Annotated in this window: 13 protein-coding genes; 5 read left to right on the top strand and 8 right to left on the bottom strand. The window is 71.7% G+C overall.

Going from position 1 to position 19,793, the window contains the following annotated elements; genetic code table 11:
* The first annotated feature begins 127 nt into the window (after positions 1–127).
* Positions 128–4,147, top strand: coding sequence for a bifunctional glycosyltransferase/CDP-glycerol:glycerophosphate glycerophosphotransferase (locus AC07AZ_RS02575; protein ID WP_478842996.1), 4,020 nt, complete (start codon positions 128–130; stop codon positions 4,145–4,147).
* Positions 4,148–4,289: 142 nt separating this feature from the next.
* Here the strand turns inward: AC07AZ_RS02575 and AC07AZ_RS02570 are convergent, their stop codons facing one another.
* Positions 4,290–5,201, bottom strand: coding sequence for an endonuclease/exonuclease/phosphatase family protein (locus AC07AZ_RS02570; protein WP_478842994.1), 912 nt, complete (start codon positions 5,199–5,201; stop codon positions 4,290–4,292).
* A 130-nt stretch (positions 5,202–5,331) separates the two neighbouring features.
* Between AC07AZ_RS02570 and AC07AZ_RS02565 the strand changes: the two genes are divergently transcribed.
* On the top strand, positions 5,332–6,822 hold the full coding sequence (locus AC07AZ_RS02565) for a hypothetical protein (RefSeq protein ID WP_478842992.1): 1,491 nt from the start codon (positions 5,332–5,334) through the stop codon (positions 6,820–6,822).
* Between the two features lie 40 nt (positions 6,823–6,862).
* Complete coding sequence (locus AC07AZ_RS02560) at positions 6,863–8,392, top strand: hypothetical protein (RefSeq protein WP_478842990.1); 1,530 nt, start codon at positions 6,863–6,865, stop codon at positions 8,390–8,392.
* Between the two features lie 83 nt (positions 8,393–8,475).
* Here AC07AZ_RS02560 and AC07AZ_RS02555 read toward each other — a convergent pair whose 3' ends face one another.
* The 5 genes from AC07AZ_RS02555 to AC07AZ_RS02535 form a co-directional block, all read right to left on the bottom strand.
* The gene (locus AC07AZ_RS02555) at positions 8,476–10,602 is read right to left on the bottom strand and encodes a 3-hydroxyacyl-CoA dehydrogenase NAD-binding domain-containing protein (RefSeq protein WP_478842988.1); all 2,127 of its coding nucleotides are present in this window, start codon (positions 10,600–10,602) and stop codon (positions 8,476–8,478) included.
* On the bottom strand, positions 10,599–11,825 hold the full coding sequence (locus AC07AZ_RS02550) for a thiolase family protein (RefSeq protein WP_478842986.1): 1,227 nt from the start codon (positions 11,823–11,825) through the stop codon (positions 10,599–10,601). The genes AC07AZ_RS02555 and AC07AZ_RS02550 overlap by 4 nt, the downstream gene beginning before the upstream one ends.
* A gap of 432 nt (positions 11,826–12,257) precedes the next feature.
* Positions 12,258–13,577 (bottom strand): HRDC domain-containing protein, encoded by a 1,320-nt coding sequence (locus tag AC07AZ_RS02545; protein ID WP_478842984.1) that lies wholly within the window; start codon positions 13,575–13,577, stop codon positions 12,258–12,260.
* A 199-nt stretch (positions 13,578–13,776) separates the two neighbouring features.
* Positions 13,777–14,439 (bottom strand): LuxR C-terminal-related transcriptional regulator, encoded by a 663-nt coding sequence (locus AC07AZ_RS02540; RefSeq protein WP_383857525.1) that lies wholly within the window; start codon positions 14,437–14,439, stop codon positions 13,777–13,779.
* A gap of 718 nt (positions 14,440–15,157) precedes the next feature.
* Complete coding sequence (locus tag AC07AZ_RS02535) at positions 15,158–15,826, bottom strand: DUF3000 domain-containing protein (protein WP_478842982.1); 669 nt, start codon at positions 15,824–15,826, stop codon at positions 15,158–15,160.
* A gap of 145 nt (positions 15,827–15,971) precedes the next feature.
* Between AC07AZ_RS02535 and hemE the strand changes: the two genes are divergently transcribed.
* Positions 15,972–17,039, top strand: coding sequence for a uroporphyrinogen decarboxylase (gene hemE, locus AC07AZ_RS02530; RefSeq protein WP_478842980.1), 1,068 nt, complete (start codon positions 15,972–15,974; stop codon positions 17,037–17,039).
* Positions 17,040–17,051: 12 nt separating this feature from the next.
* Here the strand turns inward: hemE and AC07AZ_RS02525 are convergent, their stop codons facing one another.
* Complete coding sequence (locus AC07AZ_RS02525) at positions 17,052–17,879, bottom strand: rhomboid family intramembrane serine protease (RefSeq protein ID WP_478842978.1); 828 nt, start codon at positions 17,877–17,879, stop codon at positions 17,052–17,054.
* 125 nt (positions 17,880–18,004) lie between these two features.
* Between AC07AZ_RS02525 and AC07AZ_RS02520 the strand changes: the two genes are divergently transcribed.
* Complete coding sequence (locus tag AC07AZ_RS02520; protein WP_478842976.1) at positions 18,005–18,346, top strand: hypothetical protein; 342 nt, start codon at positions 18,005–18,007, stop codon at positions 18,344–18,346.
* Here the strand turns inward: AC07AZ_RS02520 and AC07AZ_RS02515 are convergent.
* A complete protein-coding gene (locus tag AC07AZ_RS02515; protein ID WP_478842974.1) occupies positions 18,343–19,758 on the bottom strand; it encodes an FAD-dependent oxidoreductase in 1,416 nt (471 codons plus the stop codon). The two genes, AC07AZ_RS02520 and AC07AZ_RS02515, sit on opposite strands and share 4 nt — an antisense overlap.
* Positions 19,759–19,793 lie beyond the last annotated feature (35 nt).

The following is a 19,793-nucleotide window of genomic DNA, read 5'->3' as shown; positions in this document are numbered from 1 at the left end:
CAGGACGGCAAGGGGGCCGGACGGGCGCGCCGTTCAGGGGGGCCCAGCTGTCGCCGGCCGGTGTCCCGGGGGTGAATTGTCTGGGTAGGAGTATGTGTTGGCGGTACACCCGCGTCTGAGTGTTGTCGTGCCCTTTCAGGACGTAGAGGTGTACCTCGCCGAATGTCTGGAATCGATCGCTCGCCAGTCGTTCCGTGACTTCGAGGTGATCCTGGTCGACGACGGCTCCACCGACGGATCCGTCCGGATCGCGGCCGATTTCTGCGCAGCGGACAAGCGCTTCCGGCTCATCCGGCAGCACGCGCACGGCCCCGGCCACGCCCGCAACACCGGTCTGCGCTCCCTGCACCCCCGCGGTGAGTTCCTCGCCTTCGTCGACGGTGACGACGTCATCCCCGAGTACGCCTACGAACTGCTGGTCCGCACCCTGGAGGAGTCCGGCTCGGACTTCGTCTCGGGCAACGTGCAGATGATGAACTCCACGAAGAAGTGGCAGTCCCCGCTGCACAAGAGCCCGATGCAGAAGAACCGGCGCGGCACCCACATCACGAGGTTCGACGCGCTGATCTACGACCGCACGGTCTGGAACAAGCTGTTCCGGCGGACCTTCTGGGACCACCACCACATCGAGTTCCCCGAGGGCGTCCTCTACGAGGACTCCTGGGTCAACATGTACGCGCACTTCCGCGCCGCCAAGGTCGACGTCCTCACCGACATCGTCTACTTCTGGCGCCGCCGCGACGGTGGCGCCGCCCCCTCGATCACCCAGCGCCACACCGAGCTGTCGAACCTGCGGGACCGTGTCTCCGCGGTGCAGTCGGTGAGCCGGTTCCTCGCCGACCGGCGCTCGAAGCAGTACGAGGGCAGCAAGCGCAAGTACGACCTCGCCTGTCTGAAGTCCGACCTCATGCTGCACCTGAAGGTGCTGCCGGACGCCGACGAGGAGTACCAGCAGGCGTTCATGGAGTGGGCCAACGAGTTCCTCGACGAGACCGACCTCACCATCATCGACGAACTGCCCGCCGACGCCCGGGTCAAGTGGCTCCTGGTGCGCGACCGCCGGCTGGCGGAGCTCCTGGAGGTCGTCCACTTCGAGCGCAAGGGCGGGCCGATGCCCGTCCACCGGCGGTTCCACCGCTACCTGAAGTACCCCTACCTCGGGGACCGCAAGGTCGGCCTGGACAAGAAGGCATACCGCCTGGACAAGGAGTTCTCGCTGCACGGGACGCTGAACGGCGCCCGCTGGAGCGACGACGGTCACCTGCTGACCCTCACGGGCGCCGCCTACGTCCGCTTCATCAACGTCCACAAGAAGCACATGTCGGTCAAGGCGATCGCCCTGCGGAACAAGAAGCAGGGGCGGATGGTGGTCACCACCGCGAAGACCACCTACGCGCCGCAGGTCACCGAGCGCTCCAACCAGAATCGTTACTGCTACGACTGGGCCGGCTTCGAGGCGCGCATCGACACCACCCGGCTCAAGCGCAAGGGCCGGTGGGCCGAGGGGACCTGGGACGTCGCGGCCGGGGTCCTCAGCCGCGGTCTGTTCCGCTACCGGGGCATCGACCGCGGCGGCGCGGGATCGGCAGCCAACCCGCCGTACCGCTATGTCGACAAGAACACCCGTGTCCTTCCGGTGTTCGTGCAGGGCAAGCTCAAGCTACGCGTGGAGATCGTGCGCTGCCGGATCACCGGCCACCGCGTCACCGGCGACCAGCTGGAACTGCGCGGTGTCTACCTCGGCCCCACGGTCCCGGAGTGGGGACGACTGCGGGTCACCAGCATGAGCGGGGCCGGACAGCACGACGCCCGCGCGCACTTCACCCCCGGCGGCGACGGCTGGTCCACCTTCAGCGCCCGCATCCCACTGCGCCTGCTGGTACCGGGCTTCCGGTCCGACGCCCGGGCCGGCTCGGACATCCCCAAGTCCTGGAGCATGGGCAGCAACGGCTGGAAGACCACCTTCCACGTCGAGGGCCGCAAGATGACCATGTATCCGGTCATGGCCCAGGACACGCCGGACGGGCACTACCGCATGCCCGCCTCGCTCCAGACCCGCGAGGGCGACCGGGAGGTCGTCGTCCACCGCAACGGCTCGGGCTACCTCGTCCTGTTCGAGCGCGCGACCCTGCCCACCGCGACGGACGTCACCTGGCGCGACGACGGCTCCCTGGAGATCGGCGCCCGCTACCTGGCCGCCGACCGGCTCTCCGCCCAGCAGTACGGCGACGCCCACCTGGTGGTCCGCTCGCGCGCCCACGGGGCCGAACGCCCCGTCCCCCTCGTGTGGGACGGCAACACCTTCCGCAGCGTGCTGACCCCCGCCGCGATGCGGACCCTCGCCGGCGGCATCCCGCTCGCGGCCGGCCGCTGGGACTTCTTCCTGCGCCGCCAGGACCTCTCGGCGGTCGCCCGCGACGACCGGCTCGAAGACCTGACGGTGAAGATCGAACAGGACCTCGTCGAGTCCTTCCCGCAGCACCACGCGGAGAACGAACGCGGCTACGAGCTCCAGGCCGAGGCGTACGACCGGCTCTCCCTCCTCGTCCACTCGGCGATGCCCGACCACGCCCGCGGCCCCTACCGCCAGAAGCTGCTGCGCACGAAGACCTACCCGGCGGCCCGCCGCGCGAAGGTGCGCCCGGCGATCCTCTTCGACGCCTTCAAGGGCACCCAGTACTCCGACAGCCCGCGCGCCCTGCACGAGGAACTGGTGCGGCGCGGAGTCGACCTGGAGCACCTCTTCGTGGTCCGCGACGACCAGGTCGAGGTGCCGCCCACGGCGAAGCCCATACGCATGTGGTCCCCGCAGTGGTACGAGGCGCTGGCCACCAGCCGGTACGTCGTCGCCAACAACCACCTGCCCGACTGGTTCCAGAAGCGGGAGGGCCAGATCGTCGTGCAGACCTGGCACGGCACCCCGCTGAAGAAGATCGGCCATGACATCGAGGCCATCCACTTCGCCGACCAGCGCTACCTGGAACGGGTGGAGAAGGAGGTGCAGAACTGGGACATGCTGGTCTCGCCCAACAGCTTCTCCACCCCGATCCTCAAGCGCGCCTTCGGCTTCCCCGGCGAGATGGTGGAGAGCGGCTACCCGCGCAACGACATCCTGCGCCTGCCCGGCACCGAGCGGCGCGAGCAGGAGATCCGCCGCCGTATCGGCCTGCCGGAGGGCAAACGCGTCGTCATGTACGCCCCGACGTGGCGCGACGACCAGTTCTACGCCCCCGGCAAGTACAAGCTCGACTTCCGCATCGACCTCGCGGACGCCCGCGCCCGGCTGGGCCCCGACCACGTCCTGCTGGTCCGCCGCCACCCCAACGTGGTCGACCCGGTCCCGGGAGCCGGTGACGGCTTCGTCTTCGACGTCTCCGACTACCCGGACATGGCCGACCTGTCCCTGATCACCGACATCATGATCACGGACTACTCGTCCCTGATGTTCGACTACGTGAACACCGGCCGTCCGATCCTCTTCTTCACCTACGACCTGGACCACTACCGCGACACGCTGCGCGGCTTCTACTTCGACTTCCAGCAGAGCGCTCCCGGGCCCCTGCTGTACACCTCGCAGGACCTGGTCGGCGCGGTCCGGGACATCGACCGGATCCAGGAGACGTACGCCGAGCGCTACCGCTGGTTCCAGGACGAGTTCTGCGACCTCGACGACGGCTACGCCTCGGCGCGGCTCGCCGACCGGATGCTCGTGGCCGGCGGCGACCTCGTCCCGGGGGACGCGCGGGCTCCCGCGGTCGGTACGGTGGCCCACCGCCACGTCGGGCGGCCGCTCACCCCGGTCCGGTGGCAGGCCCAGCACTGGTTCGCGCCCCAGTGGCGCCGGGCACGGACCCCGGCCGAGGGCACCATCGGCGCGATCCCCGGCCAGCCCGTGCCCGCCGACCGGACGGCGCCGGCACGGGGAGCCACCAGCGGGACGCAGCCGTACCTGCCGGCGGGCACGCCGCAGGCGCAGGCCCGGACACCGGCCCACTCCCGCCCCGCGACGGGTCAGGCCGCTGCCGCCGGCCAGGAAGCGCAGCATCAGCAGGCGCAGTTCGGGGCGATGCGGCTCCAGCAGGGCGTGGGGCAGACCCCGCGCACCCAGGGGGCCGGGGGCAGGGCCGTCGCGGACGTGATCGTGTGACAGCGGCCCGCGCGTGCCGCCGGTGTCCGGACGAGCCGAACGGCCGCGGGACGCCATGAGCCGGCCCCACCCCGGCACACCACCGGCGCTCACCGGCGCCCGCACCCGGTGGCCTTGGAAGCGGCGTCCCGGTGGCGCCGGCTCAGTCGGTCCGCACCGTTGCGAGCAGCGCGAGGTGGTCGGAGGCTCCGGTGTCGCGCACCGTGCACCGCAGCCTGGGCAGGCCGGTGAACAGGTAGTCCAGCTTGTGCCCGGAGGTGTGGGTGACCCGGCCGGCGCGGGAGGACGCGGACCGCTGGTCGCACTCCCGGTGGATCGTGTAGGGCGCCGGAGGCCACACCCAGGAGGCGGAGTCGGCGCCGCCCGGCGGACTGACGTTCAGGTCGCCGCCGTACACCGTGCGCCGCCGGGGCACGGCCGCCACCAGGGCCTTGAGCTGGTCGTCGCGGAACTCCCAGTCGGGGTGCGCCCGGTCGCTGCCCGCCGGACTCAGATGGGCGGTGCACAGCCGGACGTCGTGCGCCGCGACCGTGGCGCACAGGATGCCGCGCCGCAGACCCACGGTCGGCTGTCGCGAGGGCACCGCCGTGACGGCGGACAAGGGGTACGCGGCGAGGATCGCGTAGCCCGCGGCGCCCTGCCCGGGGTCGGCGCACCGCACGGTGGTGACGTGCCCCGCGTGGTCCCGTTCGGTGTAGGCCCGGAACGCGCTGTGCCACGACCGGCCGAGCGACCCGCGCACCGCCGCCACGTCACCGGCGCACGCCTCCTGGAGGAGGACGGCCCGCGCACCGGACCGGGTGGCGAGGTGCCTCAGCTCCCGCTGCTTCACGGCGCGGCTCCCGGTGTCCGCGCAGTCCCACTGCCGGACGCCGCACATGTTCCAGGTGGCCACGGTCAGCGTCCGGGCCGAGGCGAAGGACCGGTCGCCGCCCGTGGTCTGCGCGACCGTCACCGCGGCGGCGAGCCCCAGCAGGGCCGCCGCCACGGCGACGGCCCGGCGAGCGCGACGCGGCCGTGGGCCGGGCGCGGGCCGGGCGGGTGTCGGGAGCATCCCGACATCATGTCCGACTCACACATCGGACGCCATGGCTCCGGCTTTTCATCCCGTCTCGGGCGTTCGCTCCACCGCGGGCACCGAGACCGTCCCCTTCCGAAGGACCTGACGAAAGTGGAAGCGCACCATGTCTGACGCACCCGCCAAGGGCCGACAGGTGATCCGGGGAATCGACGCGTCAGGTGGCCGTCCCGTCGAGTACCGGTTCTCCCACGCCAAGAGCGGCAACCGGCATCTGACGGTGGTCTTCGCCAACATCTTCGCGCCGGACGACTACGGCTGGGCCACGGGCGTGCTGGACAACCTCCGGTCCAACATCCTCTGGATACGCGACCGGTTCGACGGCGGGAACACCTACTACCTGTGCGAAGGCATGGACTTCTCCGTGGAGAGGTCCGTCATCGGACTCATCTCGAAAGTGGTGACGTCGCTCGGTCTGACGCCCGGCGACGTCACCCTGTGGGGCAGCTCGAAGGGCGGCAGCGCCGCGCTCTACTTCGGGCTGCGGTACGGCTTCGCGAACATCGTCGCGAGCGTTCCGCAGATCGCGATCGGCACCTTCGTACGGAACGTGTATCCCGACACCGGCCGGCACATGCTGGGCGAGGCGATGGCCGACGACGACGTCCGCACCCTCGACGCGATCCTGCCCGACCTGCTCGCGTCCGGAGCGAACCCGAACGCACACATCTACCTGGTGTCCTCCCCGCAGGACGAGCAGTACGGCAGCCAGGTGGAGCCCTATCTGGGGCTGTTGCGGCGCTACGAGAACTTCAACTTCATCTTCAGCGAGTCCCCGTTCATCACGGACCACGGGAAAGTGACCCAGCGCAACACACCTCCGCTGCTGGGGATCGCCTACCTGCTCGTCGAGGGCATCGCTCCGCGCCTGGGCATCACCCGGCACGGCTACGAGGAGCCCGACGCCGACCGGTCGGGCATCGACTCCTTCCTCAAGTCCACCTCGGTGGTGCAGGGTTCGTTCGCCGCTCCGGTCGTGACCGCACCCGCCCCGCACGATCTGCTGCCCCTCACCGGCGTCCGTTTCACCGGACACGCGCCGGGAGCGGTCCGGGTGAGCATCTGGGAGCACGGCACGTACCTGTCCTCGGCCCCCGTGGGCGAGGACGGCGGCTGGACCTGGGTCAAGGACAGCCCGTGGAGCCCGGGCGAGCACCAGGTGAGGCTCTTCGCCGTCGACCCGAACGGATACCAGTCCGAGCGCGTCGACGCCCGGTTCACGGTCTCGGAGCACGTCGCGGCGCGGCCGCCGGGCCCCGGCACCGGGCATACGGCGGACACGGTCCCCGGCGAACTGCCGGCGCCGCTGGTGCAGCAGCCGGAGGCCTACCGCCGACTGGCCGACGCCCAGGTCGACTTCGCCGGCTTCGCCGCAGGTGCCGTGCACGTGGGTTTCCGGGAGAACGGGATCTTCCTCGGGTCGTGCGCCGTCGCTCCCGACGGTCGCTGGTCCTGGAAGCCGGGCTGGTCCTGGGCCGGGGGCATGCACACCGTCGAGGTCTTCGCGGCGGACGCGGCGGGCGGCGAGTCCCCGGCGGCTGCCGTGCCCTTCGCCGTCCAGAACCTCCCGGCAGACGCGGCGACCGCCCGGTACTGAGCTCGTCGGACTTCGCAGAATCAGAGAGTGGATCACGCACATGTCACAGGCACCCCCGAGCGGGCGGCAGTTGCACACCGGCATCGAAGCCTCCGGGACGTTCCCGGTCGAGTACCGGTTCACCCACGCCCAGAAGGGCAACCGCCATCTGGTGGTCGTCTTCGCCAACTTCGCGGCGCCGGGCGACTACGGCTGGTCCAACGGGGTGTTCGACAAGCTGCGGGCCAACATTCTCTGGATCCGTGACAAGTTCGACGACAACCAGAGCTTCTACCTGTGCAGGGAGATGGACTTCTCGCTGGAGCAGTCCGTCGTCACGCTCATCTCGACCATGATGCGCGCCCTTGACCTCACCCCGGACGCCGTCACCCTGTGGGGCAGTGCCAAGGGAGGCAGCGCAGCGCTCTACTTCGGCCTGAAGTACGGCTTCGGAAACATCGTCGCCGTCGCGCCGCAGTTCTCCATCGGCACGTACGTCAGGGACCTCCACCCCCGTACGGCCCGTTACATGCTCGGCGAGGGGGTGCCCGAGGAGTACGTGCGGGCGCTGGACTCGCTCCTTCCCGACCTGGTGCGCTCGGGCGCGAACCGCGCGGCCAACATCTATCTGGTGTCGGCGGCCCAGGACGACCAGTACCCGGTCCAGGTGGAGCCCTTCCTCGGGCTCTTCCAGCATCACGAGAACGTCAACCTCGTCTTCAGCGACTCCCCGCACATCGCCGACCACACGCAGGTCGCCGGACGCAACGTGCCTCTCCTCATGGGCCTCGCCAACTTCCTGATCGACGGGATCGCCCCGCGCCTGGGCTTCGTGCGCAACGGCTTCGAGGAGCCCGACCGCGACCGCTCGGCCATCGCCTCCTACCTCTCGGCCACCTCGGTGGTGCGGGGGGCGGAGGTCCCGCCCCCCGTGGTGACGGCGCCGGCACCCCGGGAGGAGGTGCGCCGGGACGCCGTACGGCTGGCGGGTCACGCCCGGGGTGCCGTCCGCGTGATCGTCTGGAAGCACGGCAAGTACCTGGGACAGGCCGACGTCGCCGGCGACGGGAGCTGGTCCTGGGAGCTGGGCAGGGACTGGAGGAAGGGCGAACAGGTGCTGAAGCTCTACGCGGTGGACGCCTCGGGCTACCAGTCCGAGCGGATCGAGGCGCGCTTCACGGCTGTCGACGGCTCGCCCGGGGCCGCCGCGCCCGCGGGCCCGAAGGCACCGGTCCTGGACCGCGGGCCCCTGCTCTCCACCGTCGGCCCGGACCCGTCCGCGCCGATGGTGCTGGAGCCCGTGGCCCACGAACAGGTGCCGGACTCCCGGGTGGTGTTCGCGGGCGCGGCCGGCGGTGCCGTACAGGTCGGCTTCCGTGAGAACGGCGTACTGCTGGGCGGGGCCCCGGTCGCCGCGAACGGCAGCTGGTCGTGGGACGCGGGGTGGCCCTGGAGCGAGGGCACGCACGTCGTCGACGTCTTCGGGGTGGACGTCTCCGGGGGCGAGTCCCCGGTGACCCGGGTCCCGTTCACCGTCATGAACGCCTCGGCCGGGCCGATGACGAGCTCGTACTACGGCGGCACCTACTGAGCGACCGCCCGGGTAACACGGGAAGGGGGGCTCCCGCCGACCGGCGGGAGCCCCCCTTCGCTGTGCTGTGAGCCGTACGGCTGTTACGCCGGAACGCTGGCCGTGCCCGGCGTGAGGAACCTCTTGCCGGTCACCCGCTCCGACACGCCCTCGCGGTCCAGGTACGGCGTGATGCCGCCCAGGTGGAAGGGCCAGCCGGCGCCCGTGATCAGGCACAGGTCGATGTCCTGGGCCTCGGCGACGACGCCCTCGTCGAGCATCAGCCCGATCTCCTGCGCCACCGCGTCCAGCACCCGGTCCCGCACCTGCTCCTCCGAGAGCACGGTGTCGCCCTGCTTCAGCAGCGCGGCGACCTCCGGGTCCAGCTCGGGCTTGCCGCTGTCGTACACGTAGAAGCCGCGCTTGCCCGCCTTGACGACGGCCGCGAGGTTGGGGGAGACCGTGAAGCGGTCCGGGAAGGCCCGGTTGAGGGTCTCGGAGACGTGCAGGCCGATCGCGGGGCCGACCAGCTCCAGGAGCACCAGCGGGGACATCGGCAGGCCCAGCGGCTCGACCGCCTTCTCGGCGACCTCGACCGGGGTGCCCTCGTCGATGACGTTCTGGATCTCGCCCATGAAGCGGGTGAGGATGCGGTTCACCACGAACGCCGGGGCGTCCTTGACCAGCACCGCCGTCTTCTTCAGCTTCTTGGCGACGGCGAACGCCGTGGCCAGCGAGGCGTCGTCGGTCTGCTCGCCGCGCACGATCTCCAGCAGCGGCAGGATCGCGACCGGGTTGAAGAAGTGGAAGCCCACGACCCGCTCGGGGTTCTTGAGCTTCGACGCCATCTCGCTCACCGACAGCGAGGAGGTGTTGGTGGCGAGGATCGCGTGCGCCGGGGCGACCGCCTCGACCTCCGCGAACACCTGCTGCTTGACGCCGATCTCCTCGAAGACCGCTTCGATGACGAAGTCCGCGTCCGAAAAGCCCTCGGCCTTGTCGAGGACGCCACTCACCAGCGCCTTGAGGCGGTTGGCCTTGTCCTGGTTGACGCGGCCCTTGAGGAGCAGCTTGTCGATCTCGGCGTGGACGTAGCCCACACCCTTGTCGACGCGCTCCTGGTCGATGTCGGTCAGCACGACCGGCACCTCCAGGCGGCGCAGGAACAGCAGCGCGAGCTGCGAGGCCATGAGGCCCGCGCCCACCACGCCGACCTTGGTCACCGGACGCGCCAGCGACTTGTCGGGCGCGCCGGCCGGGCGCTTGCCGCGCTTCTGCACCAGGTTGAACGCGTAGATGCCGGCGCGCAGTTCGCCGCCCATGATCAGGTCGGCCAGCGCCTTGTCCTCGGCGTCGTAGCCCTGCTGGAGGTCGCCGTTCCTGGCGGCGGCGATGATGTCGAGGGCGCGGTAGGCGGCCGGGGCCGCGCCGTGCACCTTGCTGTCCGCGATGAAACGGCCACGCGCGACGGCCTGGTCCCAGGCCTCGCCGCGGTCGATCACCGGACGGTCCACGACGATCTCGCCCTTGAGGACGGACGCCGTCCACAGCAGCGACTGCTCCAGGAAGTCCGCGCCCTCGAACAGGGCGTCGGCGATGCCCAGTTCGTAGACCTGCACGCCCTTGAGCTGCTTGTTCTGGTTGAGCGAGTTCTCGATGATCACCGAGACGGCCTTGTCCGCGCCGATCAGGTTCGGCAGCAGGGTGCAGCCGCCCCAGCCGGGGACCAGACCGAGGAAGACCTCGGGGAGCGAGAAGGCGGGCAGGGCCGCGGACACCGTGCGGTAGGTGCAGTGCAGGCCGACCTCGACGCCGCCGCCCATGGCCGCGCCGTTGTAGTACGCGAAGGTCGGCACGGCCAGCGTCGCCAGGCGCTTGAAGACCTCGTGGCCGCCCTTGCCGATGGCCAGCGCGTCCTTGTGCTCCTTGAGCAGCTCGACGCCCTTGAGGTCGGCGCCGACCGCGAAGATGAACGGCTTGCCGGTGATGCCGGCGCCGATGATCTCGCCGGCCGCGGCCTCCTTCTCGACCTGGTCGATCGCGGTGTTGAGGTTCGCGAGCGAGGCCGGACCGAAGGTGGTGGGCCGGGTGTGGTCGAAGCCGTTGTCCAGCGTGATGAGCGCGAACCGGCCCGCGTTGAACGGCAGGTCGAGGTGGCGGACGTGCGCCGACGTCACGACCTCGTCGGGGAACAGCTCGGCCGCTCCCTTGAGGAGTTCAGCGGTGCTCACTTGTCGCCTCCGGCGTCCTTGTGGTGCGGGTTCTCCCAGATCACCGTGGCGCCCATGCCGAAGCCGACGCACATGGTGGTGAGGCCGTAACGGACCTCGGGCTGCTCCTCGAACTGGCGGGCCAGCTGCGTCATCAGCCGGACACCGGAGGAGGCCAGCGGGTGGCCGTAGGCGATGGCGCCGCCGTACTGGTTGACGCGCGCGTCGTCGTCCGCGATGCCGTAGTGCTCCAGGAAGGCGAGCACCTGGACCGCGAAGGCCTCGTTGATCTCGAAGAGGTTGATGTCCTCGATCGACAGGCCCGCCTTGGCGAGGGCCTTCTCGGTCGCGGGGATCGGGCCGTAGCCCATGACCTCCGGCTCGACGCCCGCGAAGGCGTACGACACCAGGCGCATCTTGACCGGCAGGCCGTTCTCGCGGGCGAAGTCCTCGCTGGCGATGATCGACGCGGTGGCGCCGTCGTTGAGACCGGCCGCGTTTCCGGCGGTGACCCGGCCGTGCACGCGGAAGGGGGTCTTGAGGCCGGAGAGGTTCTCCAGCGTGGTGCCCGGGCGCATCGGCTCGTCGGCGGTGACCAGGCCCCAGCCCGTCTCGCCGGCCTCGGCGTTGGTGCGGCGCACGGAGACCGGGACCAGGTCGGCCTGGATCTTGCCGTTGGCGTACGCCTTCGCGGCCTTCTCCTGCGAGCGCACGGCGTACTCGTCGGCGCGCTGCTTGGTGATGGTCGGGTAGCGGTCGTGCAGGTTCTCGGCGGTCATGCCCATGAACAGGGCGGACTCGTCGACCAGCTTCTCGCTGACGAACCGCGGGTTCGGGTCCACGCCCTCGCCCATGGGGTGGCGGCCCATGTGCTCCACGCCACCGGCGATGACGGCGTCGTAGGCACCGAAGGCGATGGAGCCCGCGGTGGTCGTGACGGCGGTCAGCGCGCCCGCGCACATGCGGTCGATGGAGTAGCCGGGCACCGACTGGGGGAGTCCGGCGAGGATGCCCGCGGTGCGGCCGAGGGTCAGGCCCTGGTCGCCGATCTGCGTGGTCGCGGCGATGGCGACCTCGTCGATCTGCTTCGGGTCGAGACCGGGGTTGCGGCGCAGCAGCTCCCGGATCGCCTTGACGACGAGGTCGTCGGCACGGGTCTCGTGGTAGATGCCCTTCGGGCCCGCCTTGCCGAACGGGGTGCGGACGCCGTCGACGAAGACGACGTCCCTGACGGTACGAGGCACGATGGCTCTCCTCCAGGGTGCGGGATCTGCACTGCTGAGACACGCATGCGCTGAGCGCGCGCTCACCGCCATGCTACTTGTGGGTAACCAGACTGCCCAGTCCCCCCGCCGGGAGCGGCGAACGTCACACCCGCCAACACCCCGATTCCGCCGTACCAGGCGCGCGGCGGCGCCGTCGAGCCCCTCGGGGTCGGGGCCGGAGTCGGCACCGTGGGGATCTTGGCGTGATCTCGACGTCCCTGTTCCCCTTCCGGGGGCACCGGCATGGGCAGGACGACCAGGATCGCTGCGGCCGAGATCGTCTCCCGGTGCGCTCCGTTGGCGTTCCTGAGCCTGCGGAGGTGCATCCACAACGGTTTCACCCGCGGGGCGACCAGGTGACGGATACGTCGGCGCGGCGCCGGAGGCCGCGACCCGGGGCCGGGCCGCCCCTCACGCCTCCTGCGCGGGCGGGGCGGCCGCGGCCGGCGGGGCGGGCGCGGTCAACGCGGCCACCAGCACCGGCGTGACCTGCTCGACCTGCCAGGGCCGGGCCCCGTACCCGGTCAGCGCGGCGCTCACCGACTCGGCGTCCACCACCCGCGGCGGCTCCCAGCACACCCGCCGCACGGTGTCCGGCGTGATCAGGTTCTCCTGGGGCATGGCGAGCTGCTCGGCCAGCGCCGAGACCGCCGCCCTGGCCGCCGACAGACGCGCCGCCGCGACCGGGTCCTTGTCGGCCCAGGCGCGGGGCGGCGGCGGACCCGCCACCTGCTGGCCCGGCTGGGGCAGCGCGGCGTCCGGCAGGGCCTTCGCCCGGTCCACGGCGGCCTGCCACTGCTCCAGCTGACGCCGGCCGACGCGGTGCCCGAACCCGTTCAGCGCGGAGAGGGCGTGCACGGTGGCCGGGACGGCGAGCGCCGCCTCCACGATCGCCGCGTCACTGAGCACCTTGCCCGGCGACACGTCCCGCCGCTGCGCGACGCGGTCCCGGGTCTCCCACAGCTCGCGCACCACGGCCAGCTGCCGGCGCCGGCGCACCTTGTGCATGCCGGAGGTGCGGCGCCACGGGTCCTTGCGGGGCTCGGCGGGCGGGGCCGCGGCGATGGCGTCGAACTCCTGCCGGGCCCAGTCCAGCTTGCCCTGCCGGTCCAGCTCCTTCTCCAGGGCGTCCCGCAGGTCGACCAGGAGTTCCACGTCCAGGGCCGCGTAGCGCAGCCAGGGCTCGGGCAGCGGGCGGGTGGACCAGTCGACGGCCGAGTGCCCCTTCTCCAGGACGAAGCCGAGCACGCCCTCGACCATCGCGCCGAGGCCGACCCGCGGGAACCCGGCCAGCCGTCCGGCCAGCTCGGTGTCGAACAGCCGCGTGGGCACCATGCCTATTTCGCGCAGACACGGCAGGTCCTGGGTGGCCGCGTGGAGCACCCACTCCGTACCGGAGAGCGCCTCACCGAGGCCGGAGAGGTCGGGGCAGGCCACGGGATCGATCAGCGCGGACCCGGCACCCTCGCGGCGCAGCTGGACCAGATAGGCGCGCTGTCCGTAGCGGTAGCCGGACGCGCGTTCGGCGTCGACGGCGACGGGGCCGGAACCCGCGGCGAACGCGGCGATCACCTGGGCGAGGGCGTCCTCGTCGGTGACCACGGCCGGAATGCCCTCGCGCGGTTCCAGCAGGGGGATCGGCGCCTCCGCAGCAGATCCGCTGTCGTCCGGAGGGGCGCCTCCGGTGGTGCGCAGTGTGCTGTCTGCTGCGGTGTCTTGGGCGTCGGTCACCTGTCAAGGGTATCCGTGTATGGACAGCGCCCGCCGACGGAACGTTCCGTCGGCGGGCGCCTGGGGGTCGTAAACCAGTCAGGTCGGTGAAACTTCCGGTTCACGACGGGCGGGGTGCGCGGACGGGGATCTCGGGGCGATCCCTTTCGCGTCCGTGAACGGTGGGTGCGGGCTGTCGCGGGGACCGGGGAGGTCGGGGTCAGTGGATGATGCCGGTGCGCAGGGCGACGGCGACCATGCCGGCCCGGTCGCCGGTGCCCAGCTTGCGGGCGATACGGGCGAGGTGGCTCTTGACGGTCAGGGCGGACAGGCCCATCGAGACGCCGATCGCCTTGTTGGACTGGCCCTCCGCGACCAGCCTCAGTACCTCGACCTCGCGGCCGGAGAGCTCGCGGTAGCCGCCCGGGTGGCTCGGGGCACCCGGGGGGCGGCGGTGCATACGGGCGGCGGCCGAGCCGATGGGCGCGACACCCGGCCGGGTGGGAAGTCCGACGTTGGTACGGGTGCCGGTGACGACGTAGCCCTTGACGCCGCCGGCGAGGGCGTTGCGTACGGCGCCGATGTCGTCGGCCGCGGACAGGGCCAGGCCGTTGGGCCAGCCCGCCGCACGGGTCTCGGACAGCAGGGTGAGGCCGGAGCCGTCGGGCAGGTGGACGTCTGCGACACAGATGTCGCGGGGGTTGCCGATGCGGGGACGAGCCTCCGCGATGGACGAGGCCTCGATGACGTCGCGCACACCGAGCGCCCACAGGTGACGGGTGACGGTGGAGCGGACGCGGGGGTCGGCCACGACCACCATGGCGGTCGGCTTGTTCGGGCGGTAGGCGACCAGGCTTGCGGGCTGCTCGAGGAGAACGGACACCAGGCCTCCTGGGTGGGGGACGGGGCCGGCTTGTGGGGATGAAGCCGGGAGGAACCGTATTTTCAAGGTCACAGTCGTCTTCGGCATCAAACCCATGGGCCTTTAGAGAATGATCACGATCTGGTGAGTAACAATCTGTGCAATTCGGACGCGCGATCGATCATTCGAAGACCGGACGGTTTCGGTCCGCGTCGATACGCGGCCGAAAGTGGCCGTATCGACAAAGAGATGCCCAACGGCCGGTGTGGATGACGGGCTCGGACGGCGGGGTGTGCCGACGGGGTGGGGCGAGCGGCCCGCGACGGCTCCGACGGCGTGGCTGGACCCGGCCGCTCGATGGGACCCGGCCGCTGGGTGGACCCGGTCGCTGGGTGCCCCGCGCCTCTGCGTCCGCGGAGGCTCTGTGGCCGCAGGGGCCGTAGGGGCCCGGCGGCTGGGTGGCGCGGTGGGCGCGGTGGCCCGGCGATGTGGTGGCCGCGGCGGATGGGGGTCCGGCGGCTGTGTGGCCCGCCGGACGGTGATCCCCGCGGTGCGGTGGGCCCCGTCGGTGTCGCGGGCCCGCCGCCGCGCTGTCCCCGACGGCACGCTGTTCCCCCGCGGCGCGATGGTCCCGTACACGCCGACGGCCGGCCGCGCCGGTGGACGGCTGCGGCCGGCCGTGCCGGCGGGATGCGGTGAGCGTGGGCGGACGGAAGGAGGAGGAAGAGGAGGTGCGGCCTCAGCGGGACTGCGGGCCCCGTCGCTGCGGGAGCGTCACCACCGACGCGTCACCCGGGCCGGCCGGCGGGAGGCCCGCGATCTGGGCCAGCAGGTCGCACCAGGCGGCCAGGTGGGCCGCCGCGTCGGGAACGCCGCCCAGGCCCTCGCGGGGGGTCCAGGACGCCCGGATCTCGATCTGCGAGGCGGCCGGGCGTTCCGACAGACCGCCGAAGTAGTGCGAACTCGCGCGCGTGACCGTGCCGCTCGGCTCGCCGTACGTCAGCCCGCGCGCCTGGAGCGCGCCGGTCAGCCAGGACCAGCACACCTCCGGCAGCAGCGGGTCGGCCGCCATCTCCGGTTCCAGTTCCGCGCGCACCAGCGTCACCAGACGGAACGTGCCGTGCCAGGCGTCGTGCCCGTCCGGGTCGTGCAGCAGGACGAGCCGGCCGTCGGCCAGGTCCTGGTCGCCGTCGACGACCGCGGCCTCCAGCGCGTACGCGTGCGGGGCGAGCCGCTGCGGTGCGCGGGTCGGCTCGATCTCGATCTGCGGCCGCAGCCGCGCGGACCTCAGCGCGTCGACGGCCGCCCGGAAGGGCGGCGGCGCCGCACTGCTCGCATCCTTGTCCCCCTCCTTGGTGTCGTCCATTCCGTCAGCGCCGTCCGACAGTCGTCCCTGAGCCGCAGCCATGCGGGGAAGGTTAAGGGGAACGGGGCCTCGGTGCGGGGAGGGACACCCGTGCGAGGGCCGCCTGTCCGGATCACGCCGCCCCGACGGGCCGGGAGGTGCGCCCCGCGGTCCGGCACCGCCGGTGCGGCGTGCGAGACTTTTCGTCGTGAGCGCCAACCAGAACCCCGCGGGCGAGCAGCCGACAGCGACATACGAGTCAGCCTTCCTGAAGGCGTGCCGGCGCGAGCCCGTGCCGCACACGCCGGTGTGGTTCATGCGGCAGGCCGGGCGCTCCCTGCCGGAGTACCGCAAGGTGCGCCAGGGCATCCCGATGCTCGAGTCCTGCATGCTGCCCGAGCTGGTCACCGAGATCACCCTCCAGCCGGTGCGCCGGCACGGCGTGGACGCGGCGGTCTACTTCAGCGACATCGTCGTCCCGCTCAAGGCGATCGGGATCGACCTCGACATCAAGCCGGGTGTCGGCCCGGTCGTCGAGAAGCCGATCCGCACCCGCGCGGACCTCGCGCAGCTGCGCGACCTCACCCCGGAGGACGTCGGCTACGTCACCGAGGCGATCGGCATGCTGACCCGCGAGCTCGGCGCCACCCCGCTCATCGGCTTCGCCGGCGCCCCCTTCACCCTCGCGAGCTATCTCGTGGAGGGCGGCCCGTCCCGCACGTACGAGAACGCCAAGGCGATCATGTACGGCGACCCGCAGCTGTGGGCGGACCTGCTGGACCGGCTCGCGGACATCACGGCCGCGTTCCTGAAGGTCCAGATCGAGGCGGGTGCCTCCGCCGTCCAGCTCTTCGACTCCTGGGCCGGCGCGCTCGCCCCCGCCGACTACCGGCGCTCGGTGATGCCCGCCTCGGCGAAGGTCTTCCGGGCGATCGAGGGCTACGGCGTGCCGCGCATCCACTTCGGCGTCGGCACCGGCGAACTCCTGGGCCTGATGGGCGAGGCCGGGGCGGACGTCATGGGCGTCGACTGGCGGGTCCCGCTGGACGAGGCGGCCCGCCGCGTCGGCCCCGGCAAGGCCCTGCAGGGCAACCTCGACCCGACCGTGCTGTTCTCCACCACGGAGGCGGTCGAGGCCGCCACCCGTGACGTCCTGGAGGCCGCGGCGGGCCTGGAGGGCCACATCTTCAACCTGGGCCACGGCGTCATGCCGGCCACCGACCCGGACGCGCTGACCCGGCTCGTGGAGCACGTCCACACGCACACCGCGCGCTGAGCCGACGGCCGTTCACCACGTGTGCCGGGGCCGTGCCTTCCTGCCGAACAGCAGGCCGCGCGGTTCCGGCGGCGGTGGGGTGCCGGGCCGCAGCGGCCAGGCGATCAGCAGGCCGGCGAGGAAGCCGACGACATGCGCCGCGTACGCCACGGTGCCGGCGTCGGACACGCCCTCCCCGGACGAGTAGACCGCCTGGAGCCCGAACCAGAAGCCCAGCACCAGCCAGGCCGGCAGTCTGAGCGGCAGGAACACCAGGAACGGCACCAGGACCCAGACCCTGGCCCTCGGATACAGCGCCAGGTACGCGCCCAGCACCCCGGCGATGGCTCCCGAGGCGCCGATCAGCGGATCGCCCGAGTCGGCGTTGAGCAGCGCGAAGCCGTAGGAGGCCGCGTAGCCGCAGACGACGTAGAAGACCGCGAAGCGCACGTGGCCCATGCGGTCCTCGACGTTGTTGCCGAAGATCAGCAGGAACAGCATGTTGCCCAGCAGGTGCAGCCAGCCGCCGTGCAGGAACATGGCCGTCAGGACGCTCAGCGGCGGGGACTTGTCGTAGCCGGGCGGACCGACCACGCAGCCGGGCGTGCCCCGCAGGCTGGTCCCGACCTGGCCGGTGGGGACGGAACGCGGCAGCTGATGGTGGATCAACTCCTGCGGTACGGCGGCGTAGTGGTCCAGGAACGCCTGGAGGTGACACAGCTGGGACAGGCCGCTGTCGCCCGTCACGGAACCGGCGAGGCCGGGTGTGAACAGGAAGACGAGCACATTCGCGGCGATCAGGGCGTACGTCACCCAGGGGGTGCGGCGCACCGGATTCACGTCATGAACGGGGATGACCACAAGGAAGTAGTGCCCTCATCGCGACCGCCGAACCGGTGAACGGCCGTGTCCGCGCGTGCGTATGTCCTCTCAACCGCCCGCGGCACGGGAAAGGCAGGCCGCGGGGACGACGTGAGGATCAGGCGATGAACGACCGAGTCACTCCACCGATGCAGGCACTGCCCGACGGTGAGGCGGAGCTCTCCCTGGTGGTCCGCCTGCCCTGGGAGGACGTGGCCAGGCTCGGCCAGGAGGCCGGCCGGCTGGCCACCCAGATGCAGCGTCCGGTGACCCTCGACGAGGCGGTGAGTCACCGGCTGCGCTCCGCGCGCCCCGCGGCGCACGCGAAGCCGGCCGGTGAGCAGCCGGCGCCGATGGCCACCAGTGCCATGACCTCCAGCGCCTCGGTGTCCGCGCTGCCGCCCCGCCAGCAGCCCGCCGACCAGGCCCGGCAGGCCATCGAGCGGATCAACGGCACGACGGCCTAAGGGGTTTCGGGCCGGCCCGCGGAGGCCCGGACCTTCGACACGGCCTTGCGGGCCGCCACCAGTACCGGGTCCCAGACGGGGGAGAACGGTGGCGCGTAGCCCAGGTCCAGGCTCGTCATCTGCTCCACCGTCATGCCCGCGGTGAGGGCCACGGCGGCGACGTCGACGCGTTTGCCGGCACCCTCCCGGCCCACGATCTGCACCCCGAGCAGCCGCCCCGTGCGGCGCTCGGCGAGCATCTTCACCGTCATGGTCGAGGCGCCGGGGTAGTAGCCGGCGCGGCTCGTCGACTCGACGGTGACCGTCTCGAACTGGAGGCCCACCCGGCGGGCGTCCTTCTCCCGCAGTCCCGTGCGGGCGATCTCCAGTTCGCAGACCTTGCTCACCGCGGTGCCGACGACGCCCGGGAAGGTGGCGTAGCCGCCGCCCACGTTGGTCCCGATGACCTGGCCGTGCTTGTTGGCGTGGGTGCCCAGCGCGATGTGCCGCTCCTGCCCCGAGACCAGGTCGAGCACCTCGACGCAGTCCCCGCCGGCCCAGATGTTCTCGTGCCCGCGCACCCGCATCGCCAGGTCGGTCAGCAGCCCGCCGTGGGCGCCGAGCGGCAGCCCGGCCGCCCGCGCGAGGGCCGTCTCGGGGCGGACGCCGATGCCGAGCACCACGACGTCCGCCGGGTACTCGGCGTCCCGGGTGCGCACCGCCCGCACCCGTCCGTCGTCCCCGGTGAGCACCTCGGTGACCTCGGCGTCGTCGACCATGGTGATCCCCATGCCCTCCATCGCCGTGTGCACGAGCCGCCCCATGTCGGGGTCCAGCGTCGACATGGGCTCACTGCCCCGGTTGACGACCGTCACCGCGTAGTCGCGGTTGATGAGCGCCTCGGCCATCTCCACGCCGATGTAGCCGGCGCCGACGACCACCGCGCGCCGGCCGTCCGTGCGGGCCAGGGTGTCGAGCAGGGCCTGGCCGTCGTCGAGGGTCTGCACGCCGTGCACCCCGCGCGCGTCGCCGCCCGGCATGGCGGGGCGGATCGGCCGGGCCCCGGTCGCGATCACGAGTTTGTCGTACGACGTCCACGACTCGGCGCCGGAGTCGACGTCCCGCGCGCGTACCCGCTGCCCGGCGACGTCGATCTCCGTGACCTCGGTGCGCAGCCGCAGGTCGATGTCGCGCGCCCGGTGCTCCTCGGGGGTGCGGGCGATCAGGTCGTCCCGCTCCGTGACGTCCCCGCCCACCCAGTACGGGATGCCGCAGGCCGAGTAGGAGGTGAAGTGCCCCCGTTCGAAGGCCACGATCTCCAGCTCCCCGGGGCCCTTCAGACGGCGTGCCTGCGACGCCGCGGACATGCCCGCGGCGTCGCCGCCGATCACCACCAGTCGCTCTGTCCCACGGCTCGTCGCGCTCTCGCTCATGCGAACACGCTACGGCCGGACGGCATTTCGCTTCT

The sequence above is a fragment of the Streptomyces sp. NPDC043878 genome (assembly GCF_056435735.1).
This window is presented reverse-complemented; position numbering and strand designations above follow the sequence as displayed.